This window comes from Streptomyces sp. NPDC087859, from assembly GCF_044742595.1.
Taxonomy (GTDB): Bacteria; Actinomycetota; Actinomycetes; order Streptomycetales; family Streptomycetaceae; genus Streptomyces; species Streptomyces canus_F.
This window is the reverse complement of record NZ_JBIUUU010000010.1, coordinates 397,581-412,323: the sequence shown is the minus strand read 5'-3', so window position 1 is coordinate 412,323 and position 14,743 is coordinate 397,581. Positions and strand designations below refer to the sequence as shown.

Annotated in this window: 15 protein-coding genes; 9 read left to right on the top strand and 6 right to left on the bottom strand. The window is 71.4% G+C overall.

Going from position 1 to position 14,743, the window contains the following annotated elements:
• The first annotated feature begins 317 nt into the window (after positions 1-317).
• Positions 318-986 (top strand): TetR/AcrR family transcriptional regulator, encoded by a 669-nt coding sequence (locus tag ACIOHP_RS26520; protein WP_401891483.1) that lies wholly within the window; start codon positions 318-320, stop codon positions 984-986.
• 17 nt (positions 987-1,003) lie between these two features.
• On the opposite strand, the gene ACIOHP_RS26515 is transcribed toward ACIOHP_RS26520, so the two are convergent.
• Both ACIOHP_RS26515 and ACIOHP_RS26510 read right to left on the bottom strand, forming a co-directional pair.
• Positions 1,004-1,585: a PadR family transcriptional regulator gene (locus ACIOHP_RS26515; RefSeq protein ID WP_401891481.1), complete on the bottom strand. Its 582-nt coding sequence runs from the start codon at positions 1,583-1,585 to the stop codon at positions 1,004-1,006.
• A 17-nt stretch (positions 1,586-1,602) separates the two neighbouring features.
• Positions 1,603-2,406 (bottom strand): SGNH/GDSL hydrolase family protein, encoded by an 804-nt coding sequence (locus tag ACIOHP_RS26510; RefSeq protein ID WP_401891480.1) that lies wholly within the window; start codon positions 2,404-2,406, stop codon positions 1,603-1,605.
• Positions 2,407-2,534: 128 nt separating this feature from the next.
• On the opposite strand from ACIOHP_RS26510, the gene ACIOHP_RS26505 reads away from it, so the two are divergent.
• Entirely contained in the window at positions 2,535-3,647 is a 1,113-nt protein-coding gene (locus ACIOHP_RS26505) for an ABC transporter substrate-binding protein (RefSeq protein WP_401891479.1), read from the top strand.
• 74 nt (positions 3,648-3,721) lie between these two features.
• Here ACIOHP_RS26505 and ACIOHP_RS26500 read toward each other — a convergent pair whose 3' ends face one another.
• Both ACIOHP_RS26500 and ACIOHP_RS26495 read right to left on the bottom strand, forming a co-directional pair.
• The gene (locus tag ACIOHP_RS26500) at positions 3,722-4,897 is read right to left on the bottom strand and encodes an MFS transporter (RefSeq protein ID WP_401891477.1); all 1,176 of its coding nucleotides are present in this window, start codon (positions 4,895-4,897) and stop codon (positions 3,722-3,724) included.
• Between the two features lie 148 nt (positions 4,898-5,045).
• Complete coding sequence (locus tag ACIOHP_RS26495) at positions 5,046-5,996, bottom strand: LysR family transcriptional regulator (protein WP_361557790.1); 951 nt, start codon at positions 5,994-5,996, stop codon at positions 5,046-5,048.
• Between the two features lie 113 nt (positions 5,997-6,109).
• Here ACIOHP_RS26495 and ACIOHP_RS26490 point away from each other — a divergent pair, with 113 nt between their 5' ends.
• From ACIOHP_RS26490 to ACIOHP_RS26460, 7 genes are read left to right on the top strand one after another with little or no spacing between them, the layout of a single operon-like run.
• Positions 6,110-7,099 (top strand): fumarylacetoacetate hydrolase family protein, encoded by a 990-nt coding sequence (locus tag ACIOHP_RS26490; protein WP_401891475.1) that lies wholly within the window; start codon positions 6,110-6,112, stop codon positions 7,097-7,099.
• The gene (locus tag ACIOHP_RS26485) at positions 7,096-8,058 is read left to right on the top strand and encodes a cyclase family protein (RefSeq protein WP_401891474.1); all 963 of its coding nucleotides are present in this window, start codon (positions 7,096-7,098) and stop codon (positions 8,056-8,058) included. The genes ACIOHP_RS26490 and ACIOHP_RS26485 overlap by 4 nt, the downstream gene beginning before the upstream one ends.
• Positions 8,059-8,081: 23 nt before the next feature.
• Entirely contained in the window at positions 8,082-9,212 is a 1,131-nt protein-coding gene (locus ACIOHP_RS26480; RefSeq protein WP_401891473.1) for an FAD-dependent oxidoreductase, read from the top strand.
• Positions 9,209-10,207 (top strand): amidohydrolase family protein, encoded by a 999-nt coding sequence (locus ACIOHP_RS26475; RefSeq protein WP_401891471.1) that lies wholly within the window; start codon positions 9,209-9,211, stop codon positions 10,205-10,207. The genes ACIOHP_RS26480 and ACIOHP_RS26475 overlap by 4 nt, the downstream gene beginning before the upstream one ends.
• A gap of 4 nt (positions 10,208-10,211) precedes the next feature.
• Positions 10,212-11,144: a VOC family protein gene (locus tag ACIOHP_RS26470; RefSeq protein ID WP_401891469.1), complete on the top strand. Its 933-nt coding sequence runs from the start codon at positions 10,212-10,214 to the stop codon at positions 11,142-11,144.
• A gap of 7 nt (positions 11,145-11,151) precedes the next feature.
• The gene (locus ACIOHP_RS26465) at positions 11,152-12,081 is read left to right on the top strand and encodes a fumarylacetoacetate hydrolase family protein (RefSeq protein WP_401891468.1); all 930 of its coding nucleotides are present in this window, start codon (positions 11,152-11,154) and stop codon (positions 12,079-12,081) included.
• On the top strand, positions 12,078-12,845 hold the full coding sequence (locus tag ACIOHP_RS26460) for an SDR family oxidoreductase (protein WP_361557773.1): 768 nt from the start codon (positions 12,078-12,080) through the stop codon (positions 12,843-12,845). Before ACIOHP_RS26465 ends, ACIOHP_RS26460 begins: the two co-directional genes overlap by 4 nt.
• Positions 12,846-13,049: 204 nt before the next feature.
• Here ACIOHP_RS26460 and ACIOHP_RS26455 read toward each other — a convergent pair whose 3' ends face one another.
• Together ACIOHP_RS26455 and ACIOHP_RS26450 are read right to left on the bottom strand one after the other, a co-directional pair.
• A complete protein-coding gene (locus tag ACIOHP_RS26455; protein ID WP_361557770.1) occupies positions 13,050-13,841 on the bottom strand; it encodes an SAM-dependent methyltransferase in 792 nt (263 codons plus the stop codon).
• Between the two features lie 308 nt (positions 13,842-14,149).
• Positions 14,150-14,629: an SRPBCC family protein gene (locus tag ACIOHP_RS26450; protein ID WP_361491016.1), complete on the bottom strand. Its 480-nt coding sequence runs from the start codon at positions 14,627-14,629 to the stop codon at positions 14,150-14,152.
• Positions 14,630-14,743: the final 114 nt, after the last annotated feature.

Sequence of the window (14,743 nt, the reverse complement as noted above, 5' to 3'; positions counted from 1 at the left end):
CCCCGATCTTCGACCTCGTCGACTACGGCGTCGTCGGCGACCTCTTCGACGTCGTCCCCGCCCTCACCGAGGAGATCAACACCCGCAAGGGCTGACGCGGTTGCACCGCCCGGGGTGGCTGCGGCATCCGTCAGCCACCCCAGGCGGCGCCGAACTCCGACAGCTGGGGGTCTCGCCTTGCGTGCCCCGGTGCATCGCGATGGCTCGGCGAGAATCACCATCTCACTCAGGGAAATTGGGAGTATCGCTTTCGGGAGAGGAGGTGCCCGATCTGGACGGTAGGCCCGTTGTCGCTGCACCGCAGTAATGTTCTCCTCATGGGAGACAAGGCGGACCAGCCCTTGAGCACGCCCACCGAAGAGCCGGCCTGGAAGCAGCGGGCGGTCGAGCGGTCCACCCAGGCGGCGAAGCGCCGGGCCGAGCAGCGGGTGGAGCGGTTTCTCGACGCGGCCCAGGCGATCATGGCGGGCAAGGGGACGACCGACTTCACCGTGCAGGAGGTCGTCGACCGCTCCCAGCAGTCGCTGCGCAGCTTCTACCAGCACTTCGACGGCAAGCACGAGCTGCTGCTCGCCCTGTTCGAGGACGCCATGAGCAAGTCGGCGGAGCAGTTGCGTACCGCCGCGGCCGAGCACTCGGACCCGCTGGACCGGCTCAAGGTCGCCGTGCGGACCCTCTTCGAGATCTCCTGCCCCGACCCGGCCGCGAAGCGCCCGCTGTTCACCGACTTCGCGCTGCGCCTGCTGGTCTCGCACCCCAACGAGCTGCGGGTCGCGAACGCACCGCTGCTCGCCCTGCTGACCGAGCTGATGACGGACCTCGAGGAGGCCGGTCTGCTGCGCGAGGGCTTCGAGCCCCGCCGGGTGGCGGCCCTCACCATGCAGACCGTCATGTCCAACGCGCAGTCCAGCGGTCAGACGGGCTCCCACCCGATCACGGCCGACGAGGTCTGGGACTTCTGCGCGAAGGGGTTCACGCTCAGCTGAGGCACCGGACCTCCGCGTCACGGTCCCGGCGGAACCGGTTGGCGTGCAGCGCGCTGATCGAGCCTCTTCAGGGCGGCCTCGCCCCACTTGAGGTTCGAGCGTTCGAAGGCCATGCCGCCGAGCAGGGTGAGGTAGGGCCCGATGCGGTCGGCCTCGGCGAAGTACTCGTCCTCGGTGCGGCCGGCCAGCATGCGCTCCCGCATCCGTTCGTAGCGGGCCAGCTTGGCGGTGGACCGCTCCACGCGCTCGGCGATCGCGGTGCGTACGGCGTCGGCGTCACCGATGTCGACGCACTGGACCTTGACCATCAGCTCGTCACGGATGGCGGTCGGTTTCGCGGGCACGTCGGCGATGTACGCGCGCAGGATCTCCAGACCGGCGTCGGTGAGGGAGAACAGGCGCTTGTTGGGGCGGCGTTCCTGCTGGACCACGCGGGCGGAGACGAGGCCTTCGGTCTCCATGCGCTCCAGCTCGCGGTAGAGCTGCTGCGGGGTGGCCATCCAGAAGTTGGCGACGGAGGCCTCGAAGCCCTTGGCGAGGTCGTATCCGGAGGCCTCGCCCTCCAGGAGGGCGGCCATCACCGCGTTGCGCAGAGCCATGGGGCCAACCTAGTTGATTAGTCAATGGGGTGTATGGCAGCAGGCCGGGGCATCGCGAGCAGCTCGGGCCGCTTGGCCCGCCGGCCGTCGCCGGACGACCGTCCCCGGACCCGCCGTACCAGCCAGGGGCCGAGGAAGGAGCCGGCCCAGCGCAACTCGTCGCCGACCGTCCGCAGACCGGAGGCCGCCCGTGGGTCGGCGGGCAGCGGGCGGGTCCAGCCGTCGTCGCTGCCCGGCAGGCCGAGGGCGTCGGCCACGGCGGCGGCGATCCGGGCGTGGCCGAGCGGGCTGGCGTGCAGCCGGTCGGGGCTCCACAGGCGCGGGTCGGTCACGACCGGGTGGTGGGAGGTCTCGGCGACCACGACTCCGTGCCGGGCGGCGGCCTGCCGGATGCGGTCGTTGAGGGTGATGATCCGGGGGCCGATCGGGCGGGCCAGCGGGGTGATCCGGGCGACGTCCGGAAAGGTCACCGTCGCCACGCGGGCGCCCTGCGCGGTGAGTGCGGCGAACATCGCCTCCAGGTGCCCGGCCACCTCGTCGGCGTCGAACCGGGGCCGCAGCAGGTCGTTGACCCCGGCGACGACCGTGGCGAGGCCGGGCTCCAACGCGAGGGCGGGTGCGAGCTGTTCGTCCCGCACCTGCCCGGCGAGCCGGCCGCGCACGGCGAGGTTGGCGTAGAGGAGCTCCGGTGTGTCCCGGGCGAGGTGCTCGGCGAGCCGGTCGGCCCATCCGCGCAGCCCTCGTATGTCGTCGCCGTCGCCGCACCCTTCGGTCTGGCTGTCACCGAGGGCGACGTACCGCAGAGGTCCGTTCTCCGTCATGGCCGACCACTTCACTTAGACACTTAAACACCTACTAACATTGTTGACTATAGCCGTGCGGCCGCCACATCCCAAGGGCCGAGAGCGATCCCCAAATCGCTTGCCTGTCCGCGAGGGTGGTGGATGCAATGTCCGGCATGATCACCTCGGTGCACCCATCCCGGCGGGACGGATCGTCCGTCCGGATCGGCGTTCTCGTTCCGCTCACCCGCCCCGGCTGGGTCGAGGCGGGCCGGCATGTGCTCGCGGGCCTCGAACTGGCCGCTCGCGAAGTCAACGACACCGGCGGGGTCGCCGGGAACCCCCTGGAACTGGTGGTCCGGGACACCGCGGCCGATCCGGAGAAGGCCGCGGCGGCCGTGGACGAGTTGGCCCGCCTGGGTGTGGCCGCCCTGGCCGGGGAGTATCACAGCGTCGTCGCGCGAGCCGCCGCCGGCCGTGCCGACTCCCTCGGCGTACCGTTCCTCTGCTCGTCGGCGGTGCTCGACGTGCTCACGGAACAGCCGACGGACTGGGTCGCGCGCCTCTCGCCGCCGCAGTCCCGCGGCTGGCGGACCTACGCGGACTTCCTGCTCGGCGCGGGCCACAGCCGGATCGCCGTGGCGACGCAGCCGAGTGTCTACTGGGCATCCGGGACCCGCATCCTCCGGGACCGCTTCGCCGAGCGCGGCGGCACCGTCGTCGAACTCGACATGAGCGTGCTCGCCCCGGCTGCGGTGTGCGACGCGCTCGTCGAGCAGCGCGCCACAGCCCTCCTTCTGCTGGTCGGACACCCGGAGCCGGCCGTCCCGATCGTCGAGTCCATCCGCAGCGACCGGCGCCTCGCCGAGGTCCTGATCGGTGCGCCGGCCGGGCAGCCGGAGCTCGCCGAATGGGCCACGTTGCTGGGTGATCACGGTGCCGGGGTGCCGTTCCTGCGCTATCTGCCCGAGCGTCTCACGCCGCTCGGAGCACGGGTCGAGGCCGCCCTTCGCGAGCGGCTCGGTGAGGCGCCCTCCTTCGTGGCCTTCGAGGGCTACGACACGGTCGCCGTCCTCGCCGATCTGCTGCGCACGCACGGCACGGACCGGGCGGGCATCGCCGGATCCTGGCCGCGCGTCGCGGTCGAGGGCACCCGCGGGCGGATCGGGTTCTCCCGCACGCCGGGCATCAGTGTGTGGCAGTGGGCCTCGTCGCCGGTCCAGGTCGTCGATCGCGATCCGGCGGAACCCGGCCGCTTTCGGATCCTTCACACGGGCTGAGACACCGAGGCCGAGGCCACGCGGGCCGGGAGAGCACGGCGGCGCCCCGTCAAGGAGCGCCGCCTTCGTCCCGCCTAGGCGGCGTGCTCGTGCTCCACGACCGCCGGCCGCCCCGCGAGCAGCAGTCCGCCCGCGACCAGCCCCGAGGCGAGCCCCAGGACGCCGACGGCGGTGGCCAGGCTCCCGACCACGGACTCCAGCCCGATCAGGATCAGCGGGCAGATGAACTCGCCGAAGAAGAAGGCCGCCGTCCACAGTCCGGTGCCGCGCCCGCGGTCGGCGTACTCCAGCCCGGACATCGCGACGGTGAGCAGGGACGGCAACAGGACGCCCGTACCGAGGCAGTTGAGGACCGCGCCCGCGATCAGGAGCACGGGGCCGTTAGCCAGCGCCATGACCACGAACCCGGTGCCGCACAGCGCGAACACGACGGGCAACCGGCTCGCGGGGGTGCCCGGCAGCTTGGTGAACGCGATCGACCCGGCCACCGTGGCGGCACTGGCGAGGGCGGTGGCCAGGCCGATGACGCCGGTGGAGGTGATGCCCAGGTCGTCCAGCAGATAGGCCGTTTCGACGGGCACGGTGTAGAAGACCATGGCACCGAACACGGTCAGCGCGCAGATGCCGGCCAGCCGTCGTACGGGGAACGGGCGTGCGTCGGTGGTGAGTTCGCCGGAGGCGTCGTCCTGGCGGAGCCTGGGCAGGGCGGTCGCCATGAGGGGGGCGAGCAGCAGGCCGACCGCGTAGATCCAGAAGGGGGCGCGCCAGCCCGCCGAACCGGCCGCGCCGCCGATCACGAAGAACGCGGTGGCGGAGGCGGAGGCGCACATGGTCTGCAGGGCGAGATAGCGGTCCCGGACCCGGCCCGTGTAGTAGTCGCCGATCAGTGTGGTGCAGCAGGTCATGATCGCGGCCTCGGTGATGCCGACCAGGACGCGGGAGGCGACGATCGCGCCGAGCGAGTCGAGCCAGAGCGGGGCGGTGCCGAAGAGCGCGTACAGCACGGTCGCCACGACCAGCAGACGTCGGCGGCCCAGCCGGTCGACGATGACGCCCGCGAAGGGTGCCAGCAGGGCGAGCGCCAGCGCCGGGACCGTCAGGACCACGGGGACGAGCGTCTTGGCACCGGGCACCGAGTCGAAGTGGTCCTGCATCTTCGGCAGCACGGGGGCGATCAGGACCGCGCCGAGGACGGGCAGACAGCTGCCGGCCATCAGGAGAGGGGCGCGCAGGGATACGGATCCGGGCATGGCGGGGCTCCACGTCAGGGGGAGGAGGTGCGGCGACCGCGCACCGGAGGGGGCTGCGCCCGAGCGGCGGGCGTCAGGAACTGCCCCGACTATGAACCGGCGTGCCCGCCACGCCTACCCCTCAGCCGATCGATCTCCCGGATCGGGATCATCCACCGGCTGGATGCCCTGCCCCCTGGCCCCCCGGGACGTCGTGTCCCGTCACCGAGGCCCCGACCCGTGCCGCCGTCTCGCGCAGCCACATGTGCGCGGCATCGTGGGTGTGCACCGGATGCCACCACAGGGCTTCCTGGAGAGGCACGGACTCGTAGGGCGCCTCCATGATCCGCACGGGGGCCACGCCGCGCAGCCGCTCGGCGAGGAGGGCCTGGACCAGGGCGATGCGGCGGGTCCCGGCGACCAGGAACGGCAGCACCGTGAAGCTGTCGACGGACACCTCGACCTTGGGTTCGATGCCGAGCATGCCCAGCTGGCGGACCGCCGGGGCGTCGTAGGTGCGCTGGTACGTCACCCAGGGCAGCCGCGCCACATCGTCCCGGGTGAGCCGCTCGCCCACGTCAGGGTTGTCGTCGGCGACCAGGAAGACCCACTGGTCCCGGTAGAGCTCGGTGGCGGGGAAGCCGCTGATGATGCCGTGCGGCATGAGCACTCCCTCGGTGGTGCTCAGCAGGGTGCCGGCCTGCTCGACGATGCCGGGCGGGGTCTGGACGAAGCGCAGCCGGATGCCGGGCGCCTCCCGGTGGACCGTGCGGGCGAGTTCGGCGCCGAACACGGCGACCGCGTAGTCGGAGGACACGATCGTGAACTCCCGCTCCTCGACCGCCGGATCGAAGTCGGCCTGGCTGGTGAAGAGGCGTTCCAGCAGATCGCAGGCGGTTGAGGTGCGGTCGAGGAGGACCTGGCCGAGCGCGGTCAGTTCGTAGTGGCCGCCGACGCGGGAGAGCAGGTCGTCGTCGAAGTGGCGGCGCAGCCGGGCCAGGGCCGCGCTCATCGCGGGCTGGCTGAGGCCGACCCGGCGCCCGGCCCGGGTGACGTTGCGTTCCTCCAGGAGGGCGCGCAGGGCGACCACGAGGTTGAGGTCGAGGCTGGCCAGGTTCATGGCGCGCTCCACACGGCATAGGCATAGACGGCGTGGATGATCCGCATCCACAGAATCGATTTCCCAGATTACGAGATGCGGGGCCAGATTAGTCACATCGCAATCAGGAGGACATGCCCGTGAAACCCGCAGCTTTCTCCGGACCGTTCGCCCTCGGTACCTTCTCCGCCCCCGGCGAGGCTCCCTTCCCCGGCCTGGTGGTCCCCGAGGGGCACGTACTGGATCTCCGTACGGCCCTCGGCGAACCCGCTCTGACGACCCGGGCGGTCTTCGAACGCTGGGCCGAGCTGCTCCCGCGTCTGCACGAGCTGGCGGCGGACGCGCAGGCGGACCGGCAGCCGCTCGACGCCCTGCACGTCCACGCTCCCGTCGAGCCCCGCCAGATCTTCCAGTCCGGCGCCAACTACCGGCAGCACGTGATCGACCTGGAGCTCGCCCACCGCTCCCCCGACGACCCGCGCACGGTCGAGGAGGCGCGGGCCGAGACCGCCGCGATCATGGACCGCCGGGCCGCCGAGGACCTGCCGTACGTCTTCATCGGACTGCCGAGCGCGATCACCGGCCCGTACGACGACGTCGTCCTCCCGTCCTGGGCCGAACAGCCGGACTGGGAGCTGGAGTTGGCGGCCGTGATCTCCCGGCCCGCCTACCGGGTGTCCGTCGAGGAGGCCCTGGAGTACGTCGCCGGGTACACCATCGCCAACGACCTCACCGACCGTGCCACCGTCTTCCGCCGGGACATGAAGGCCATCGGCACGGACTGGCTGCGCAGCAAGAACGCGCCCGGCTTCACCCCGCTCGGCCCGTGGATCGTCCCCGCCGCGTCGATCGCCGACCCCGGCGACCTGCGGGTCACGCTTCGACTGAACGGCGAGACGATGCAGGACGAGTCGACCAAGGACATGCTCTTCGGCGTCGCGCGGATCGTGTCGTACGCCTCCCAGACCTCGCAACTCCTTCCCGGGGACCTGGTGTTGACGGGCTCCCCGGCCGGAAACGGCATGCACTGGGGCCGGTTGCTGCGGGACGGCGATGTGATGGACGGGTCGATCACGGGTCTTGGCGCCCAGCGCACGCGCTGTACCGCGGAGGTGCCCCGGTGACGCTCGACCGGACCGACCCCGAGGGAGCCATCGCCGAGGCCGCCAAGGCGTACTCCAACTGGGGACGTTGGGGCGAGGACGACGTGCTCGGCACGCTCAACTTCCTCGACGAGGCCAAGCGCCGCGAGGGTGCCGCCCTCGTCCGGCGGGGCGTGAGCTTCTCACTGTCGCAGTCCTTCGACATGAACGGTCCGCAGAAGGGGTGGCGGCGGCGCACCAACCCGGTGCACACCATGCTCGACACCGGCACCGACGCGGCCCTCGGCAACCAGGGTTTCCCGCACGGCATCGGCGGCGCCGACGACGTGATCGCGATGCCGTTGCAGTGCTCGACGCAGTGGGACGGGCTCGGGCACATCTTCGACCACGGCAACGCCTGGAACGGACGGCGGGCCGAGAAGGTCGTCACCTCCGACGGTGACCTCGTCACCGGCATCCAGCACATGGCCCCGCATGTCGCCGGTCGGGGCGTACTCCTCGACGTGGGCCAAGTGATCGGCGCGGACGGCGAGTTGCCCGACGGCTTCGCCATCACCGAGGAGCACCTGACCGCGACCGCCGAGGCCCACGGCGTACGGGTCGGCCGCGGCGACATCATCGTCGTACGGACCGGTCGCCTGGCCCGGGCCCGCCGCGAGGGCTGGGGCGACTACGCGGGCGGTGACTCCGCCGGGCTGTCGTTCACCACGGCGGGCTGGCTGCACCACACCGAGATCGCCGCGATCGCCACCGACACCTGGGGCTTCGAGGTACGGCCCAACGAGTTCGAGCACGCCTTCCAGCCGCTGCACCAGGTCGCCATCCCGCACATCGGCCTGCTGATCGGCGAGATGTGGGACCTCGACACGCTCGCCGCCGACTGCGCCGCGGACGGTGTGTACGAGTTCTGGCTCACCGCCGCGCCCCTGCCCATCACCGGGGCCGTCGGCTCCCCGGTCAACCCGATCGCCGTCAAGTAACCAGCGGAACAAGGGAGTTCCCCATGAGCACACCCCGCAGAGTCCTCGTCATAGGCGGCGGCGCCTCCGGCAACGCGGTGACGATCCTGCTGCGCCGCGCCGGCCTCGCCGTGGAGCTGATCGAGGCCAGACCGGACTGGAACGCCACCACCGGCTCCGGCATCACCCTCCAGGGCAACGCCCTGCGCGTGCTGCGCGACCTCGGCGTGTGGGAAGAGGTGTCGGCCTGCGGGTACGCCTTCGGCTCGCTCGGTGTGACCATCCCCGACGGCACCGTGATCCACGAGATCGAGGACATCCGCACCGGCGGCGAGGACCTGCCCGCCACGCTCGGCATGCAGCGGCCCCGGCTCCAGCAGATCCTCATCGACGCGGTCCGCGCCTGCGGAGCCACGGTCCGGCTGGGCACCACCGCCAAGACCCTGGAACAGGACGCCGACGGTGTCTCGGTGCGCTTCAGCGACGACACCACCGGCCGCTACGACCTCGTGATCGCCGCCGACGGTCTGAACTCCGCCACCCGCGCCGCGATCGGCATCGCCGACAAACCGGAGCCGACCGGCATGGCCATCTGGCGCACCCCGACCCCGCGCCCCGCGGGCGTCACCCGCACCGACCTCGCCTACGGCGGCCCGGCCTACATCGCCGGCTACTGCCCGACCAGCGAGAACACCATCTACGCGTACGTCGTCGAGGCCAACCGCGACCGCGCCTCGATCCCGCCGGAGACCTACGCGGACGAGATGCGTCGGCTCGCGCAGGCGTACGGCGGTGTCTGGCCCGAGATCGTCGAGCACATCACGGACCCGGCGAAGGTCAACTACACGTGGTTCGACAAGCTGCTGGTGGAGGGCTCCTGGCATCGCGGCCGGGTCGTCCTCGTCGGCGACGCCGCCCACTGCTGTCCGCCCACCATCGCCCAGGGCGCGGCCCAGTCCCTGGAGGACGCCTCCGTCCTCGCGGAGCTGCTCACGAGCGGGCGGGACTGGGACGAGGACCTCCTCCAGGCGTACTACGAGCGCCGTATCCCCCGGGTGCGAACCGTTGTCGAGGCGTCCGTGCAGATCGGCCAGTGGCAGCTGGACGGTGTCCGTGACGCCGACGTGCCCGGGCTGATCGGCCGCACGATGAACATCCTGAAGGAACTGCCGTGACCCCACCCACCGTCGACGTGCACGCCCACCTCCTGGTCCCCGAGGTCGAGGAGGCCGTCGCCGCACTCCCCGGCCTGGCCGAGGCCAGGGCACTGGACGCCCGCCGCAACGGCGCCGCGTCCCTCGCGGTCAGCGGCCCGATGGTCCGCTCCATCGTCCCGAAGGCGACCGACGTCTCGCTGCGGCTGGCCGCGATGGACGCCCAGGGCGTGGACATCCAGCTGGTCAGCCCCTCCCCCTCGCACTACCACTACTGGGCGGACGAGGAGACAGCGGAGAAGGTGTACCGCCTCGCCAACGAGGCGACGGCCGCGCACTGCGCGCAGGCGCCGGACCGGCTCCGGGGGCTGGGCATCGTCCCCCTGCAACATCCCGAGCAGGCCGTGCGCGCCCTCGCTCACGCCCTGGACCAGGGCCTGGCGGGAGTGGAGATCTCGTCCCACGCCCCCGGCAGGGAACTGTCCGACCCGGCCTACGCCCCCCTGTGGGCCCTGGCCGAGACGACCGGCGCGATCCTCTTCCTGCACCCCTTCGGCTGCACCCTCGACGAGCGCCTGGACCGGTGGTACCTGTCCAACGTCGTCGGCCAGCCCACGGAGAACGCCGTCGCGCTCTCCCACCTCATCTTCTCCGGGGTGCTGGACCGCCACCCCGGGCTGAAGATCGTCGCCGCGCACGGCGGCGGCTATCTGCCCACCCACATCGGCCGCTCCGACCACGCCTGGTCGGCCCGCTCCGACGCGGGCGCCGGCTGCGCACACCCGCCGAGCAGCTACCTCAGCCGGATCTGGTTCGACTCCCTCGTCCACGACCCGCACGTGCTCCGGGAGTTGATCCGGGCCGCCGGCGCCGACCGGGTGCTGCTCGGCTCCGACTTCCCCTTCGACATGGGCACCGAGGACCCCGTCGGCGCCCTGCGCGCGGCCCGGCTCCCCGACCCCGACTTCCACGCCGTACGGGGCGGCAACGCCGTCGCCCTCCTCCGGAAGGACTGACCTCATGCGTCTGCTCACCCATCTGCGGCACGTCGACCTCGCCGTGCCCGACTACGACAAGCAGCTCGACTTCTACGCCGGCGTCTGGGGCCTGACCAAGGTCGCCGAGGACTCCGGTATCTCCTTCCTCGCCGCCGAGGGCTCACCGGAGCAGTACGTCGTCCGGCTGCGCAAGGCCGAGGAGAAGCGGCTGGACCTCGTCTCGTACGGCGCCGCTTCGGCGGCCGACGTGGACACCCTCGTGGAGGAACTGCTGGCGGGCGGCGTCCGGTTGATCTCTCAGCCCGGCAAGGTCGACACCCCCGGCGGCGGTTACGGCTTCCGCTTCTTCGACGTCGACGGCCGCACCATCGAGGTCTCGGCGGACGTGGACGTCCGGCAGCACCGCAGGATCGAGGAGAAGGAGGCGATCCCGGTCAAGCTGTCGCACGTCGTCCTCAACTCCCCCGATCTCAACGTCACCCGTGAGTGGTACGAACGGCATCTGGGCTTCCGGCTCTCCGACACCCTCATGCACCCGCGCATGGGTGAGGCCATGCACTTCATGCGGATCAGCAACCAGCACCACTCCATGGCCATCGCCCAGGGCCCGCACACCGCCCTGCACCACGTCTCCTTCGAGATGCGCGGCATCGACGAGTACCTGCGCGGCTCCGGCCGGGTGATCCGGGCCGGCCACAAGAAGCTCTGGGGCCCGGGCCGACACACCGCGGGCGACAACACCTTCACGTACTTCCTGGACCCGCACGGCAACACGGTCGAGTACACGACCGAGTTGGAGCTGCTGGACGAGGACACCTGGCACCCGCACGTCTACGACTTCTCCCAACCCGAGATCGCCGACCAGTGGGGCACCGCCAACCCGATGAACGAGCTGGTCGCCAAGGAGTCGTTCAACGACGTCGACCGCGGCGTGTTCGTCGCCCCGCCGGTGTGAGGTCCCTGTGCGCATAGCCACCTATCTCCACGAAGGGCGCCGTCGGGTCGGTGTCGTCGAGGACACCGTCGTACGCCGGCTGCCCGACGGCACCTCACCGGTCGAGGCCGCGTCCGGCCGGCACCCCGTCGGAACGGCCGTACCGCTGACCGACGTACGCCTGCTGGCACCTCTCCAGCCCCCCACCGTCCGGGACTTCGTCACCTTCGAGGAACACGTCGAGGGCGTACGGCGCTCGATCGACGGCAACACCGGGGTACCGGAGGCCTGGTACGACGCCCCGACCTTCTACTTCACCAACCCCTACGCGGTCATCGGACCGTACGACGACGTGCCCGTGCCCCCGGGTTCACGGGTCCTGGACTTCGAGCTGGAGGTCGCCGCGGTCATCGGCCGCGAGGGCCGGGACCTCACACCCGAGCAGGCCCGGGACCACATCGTCGGCTACACCATCCTCAACGACTGGTCCGCCCGCGATCTGCAGTCCCGTGAGATGCAGGTCAACCTCGGCCCCTGCAAGGGCAAGGACACGGCCGCCACGCTCGGGCCGTACCTGGTGACCGCCGACGAGTTGGAGCCGTACCGGGACGCCGACGGGTTCCTGCGGCTGTCGCTGACGGCCTCAGTGAACGGTGAGGTCATCGGCAAGGACCTGCTCTCCAACATGAGTTGGACCTTCGAGGAGATGGTCGCCTACGCCTCACGCGGCACGGTCGTCCGACCCGGTGACGTCCTCGGCTCGGGCACCTGCGGCAACGGCGGCTGTCTGGCGGAACTCTGGGGCGTGAAGGGCCGCCAGGAACCACCGCCGCTGAAGCCCGGCGACACCGTGACGCTCACGGTCGAGGGCATCGGCACCGTCTCCAACACGGTGGTCGCCGGTGTCGACCGGGTACCGCTGCCGACCGGCCGTCGCCGCACCCGGGAGCGGCCGTGACACGGCTGCCGGGCAAGGTGGTGGTCGTCACCGGCGCCGCTCGCGGCCAGGGCGCCGCCGAGGCCGAGACCCTCGCCCGGGAGGGCGCCCGGGTCATCGCCACCGACGTCACGGACGCCCCGGGCTGTCGCCGCCTCGACGTCACCAGCGACAAGGAGTGGGCCGAACTCGCCGCGGAACTGCGGGAGTCGTACGGCCAGGTCCACGGCCTGGTCAACAACGCGGGCATCACCTGGCGCGCCCGCATCGACGACGTACGCCCCGAGGACTTCGCCCGTGTCCACGCCGTCAACGTCACCGGCCCCCTGCTCGGCATCCAGCACCTCGCCCCGCTGATGCCGCCCGGCTCCTCGATCGTCAACGTCGGTTCGACCGCCGCGCTCACCGGTCACTACCCGGTCGCCTACACGGCCAGCAAATGGGCCCTGCGCGGCCTGTCGAAGGCGGCGGCCACGGAACTGGGCCCGCGCGGCATCCGCGTCAACACCGTGCACCCCGGCTTCATCGAGACCGAGATGACCGCCTCCGCCGCCCCCGCCTTCCGCGAGGCCAACCTCCGCGAGACCCCTCTCGGCCGCACCGGCACGGTCGCCGAGATCGCCCCGCTGGTGGCGTTCCTGCTCTCCGACGAGGCGTCCTTCATCACGGGCGCCGAGATCCCCGTCGACGGCGGCCTCACCGCGCACGGCGGAGTCAAGTCGATCTCGGACGCCCTGCGGGACGGGGTCGCGGACAGCGGCTCGGAGGGAAGGCGGCCCCGCTGATCTCGGGCCGCCGCTCCGTTCTCGTCGGATCCGCCCCGCGGGGCATCCGGCCGACCGCGACCGACGAACAGGCGGACGGGGAAGCACCGCGCGGGCTGCCGCGGTGCCCCGCGCCGGAGCGAGGGCGGCAAGCACCCGGAACCGCCCGGCCGGCGCCCGGCACGCGGGGGCCACTCCCTCCCCTGCGGAAGAGGCCCTCCGCGGTCACGGCTTGCGGGCCACGCCCCCGAAGTCGTCGACCTCCGGACCCTCCGTTCCGGCCGGTCCCGGGCGCCAGCGGGACACCGAGACCACGCCCGGGTCGACCAGCTCCAGGCCGTCGAAGAAGCGGGCCAGCTGCTCGGGGGTCCGGTTGACGCGCGGGTTGTCGCCCGCCTCGTTCCACTGCTCGATCATGGTGCGCATGCCCTCGGGGTCGAGCACCTCCGTGTCGTCGCAGAGCACGACGTGGCTCCCGGAGGGCAGCGCCTCGATGAGGCGCCCGACGATGTCGTACGCCTGGTCGTCGACGATGTGGGCGGTGATCCCCAGCAGCACGAGCGCGATCGGCTGGGTGAAGTCCAGCGTCTCGGCGGCGGTCCGCAGGATGCCCTCGGGGTCGCGGATGTCGGCGTCGATATAGGCGGTCACGCCCTCGGGCGAGCTGGTGAGCAGGGCCTCGGCGTGGGCGAGCACGACGGGGTCGTTGTCGACGTAGACGATCCGGGTCTCCGGGGCGATCCGCTGGGCGACCTCGTGGGTGTTGTCGGCGGTGGGCAGGCCCGTGCCGACGTCCAGGAACTGGCGTATGCCCACCTCGCGGACGAGGTGTTCCACCGTACGGACGAGGAAGGCCCGCTGGGCCCGGGCTATGTCGAGGATCTGCGGGTTCGCCTCGACGATCTGGTCACCGACGAGGCGGTCGATCTCGTAGCAGTCCTTGCCGCCCAGCCAGTAGTTCCAGATCCGGGCGGAGTGGGGCACATCGCTGTTGATGAGCTTGGCGTCAAGTGGCATGTGGACTCCCGGAGTTGATCTGATCTGGCCTCACCTCACCGCCTGCCGGTACGGCACGTCAAGCGCTGCCCGGAAACAGCCGGGTCAGGGTGGGGACAGCGCCGCGTCCGGCGCGGGTTCGCGGTGTCGCCGCCGGGGTACTCGCGGGCCACTTCGCACGCCCCCAGAGGGCCGCCATGCCTCCAGGCGTTCCGTCTGCTGTGCCGCTGGTCCAGGCCGCGTACCGAGCCGTGACGCACGCCCCGGGCGGTCCGCCGGTGTGCGGGACCGCCCGGGGCGTTCGGAGCCCTTGGACTCGCCGGCTCGGATCAGATGAGAGGTGAACCGGGCTCGTCGGGCCGGATGCGGCCGCGCCAGGCGCCGGTCTCGCCGCCGCGGTGCTCGATGTACTCCTTGAAGCGCCGCATGTCCCCCTTGATCCGGCGGTCCAGCACACCCAGCATGTCCGCACTCTTCTCGGCGACACCGCTGGGCTCGACGTCCATCGTGAGCTCCACGCGCGTGTGCGTCGGGTCCAGCTCCTGGAACCTGACCGTTCCGCGCTGGCGGACGTCACCCTCGACGACCCGCCAGGTGATCCGGTCGTCCGGCAGCTGGTCGACGATCTCGGTGTCGAACTCACGCCGCACCCCGCCGATCTTGGTCGTCCAGTGGTTGTGCTTGTCGTCGAGCTGACGTACCTCTTCGACGCCCTCCATGAACTGCGGGAACTCCTCGAACTGCGTCCACTGGTTGTAGGCGGCGCGGACGGGGACCTCGACGTCCACGGATTCCTTGACCGTGCTCATCTGCTCTCCTCCTCAACTCTCGGCGTCCGCGCCGGGTACCCGGAGGAAGCGGAGCGAAGACCCCCGGTTCCTATGCGTGCCCGGAAACCGTGGGTTCCGCGGTCGGCGTACGGC

Bases quoted from the DNA above. Each gene is read 5' to 3' on its own strand.
- ACIOHP_RS26450 (WP_361491016.1), bottom strand. From the start codon at position 14,629: ATGAGCACGGTCAAGGAATCCGTGGACGTCGAGGTCCCCGTCCGCGCC.
- ACIOHP_RS26505 (WP_401891479.1), top strand. From the start codon at position 2,535: ATGTCCGGCATGATCACCTCGGTGCACCCATCCCGGCGGGACGGATCG.
- ACIOHP_RS26455 (WP_361557770.1), bottom strand. From the start codon at position 13,841: ATGCCACTTGACGCCAAGCTCATCAACAGCGATGTGCCCCACTCCGCC.
- ACIOHP_RS26480 (WP_401891473.1), top strand. From the start codon at position 8,082: ATGAGCACACCCCGCAGAGTCCTCGTCATAGGCGGCGGCGCCTCCGGC.
- ACIOHP_RS26510 (WP_401891480.1), bottom strand. From the start codon at position 2,406: ATGACGGAGAACGGACCTCTGCGGTACGTCGCCCTCGGTGACAGCCAG.
- ACIOHP_RS26470 (WP_401891469.1), top strand. From the start codon at position 10,212: ATGCGTCTGCTCACCCATCTGCGGCACGTCGACCTCGCCGTGCCCGAC.
- ACIOHP_RS26495 (WP_361557790.1), bottom strand. From the start codon at position 5,996: ATGAACCTGGCCAGCCTCGACCTCAACCTCGTGGTCGCCCTGCGCGCC.
- ACIOHP_RS26490 (WP_401891475.1), top strand. From the start codon at position 6,110: ATGCCCGTGAAACCCGCAGCTTTCTCCGGACCGTTCGCCCTCGGTACC.
- ACIOHP_RS26520 (WP_401891483.1), top strand. From the start codon at position 318: ATGGGAGACAAGGCGGACCAGCCCTTGAGCACGCCCACCGAAGAGCCG.
- ACIOHP_RS26515 (WP_401891481.1), bottom strand. From the start codon at position 1,585: ATGGCTCTGCGCAACGCGGTGATGGCCGCCCTCCTGGAGGGCGAGGCC.
- ACIOHP_RS26500 (WP_401891477.1), bottom strand. From the start codon at position 4,897: ATGCCCGGATCCGTATCCCTGCGCGCCCCTCTCCTGATGGCCGGCAGC.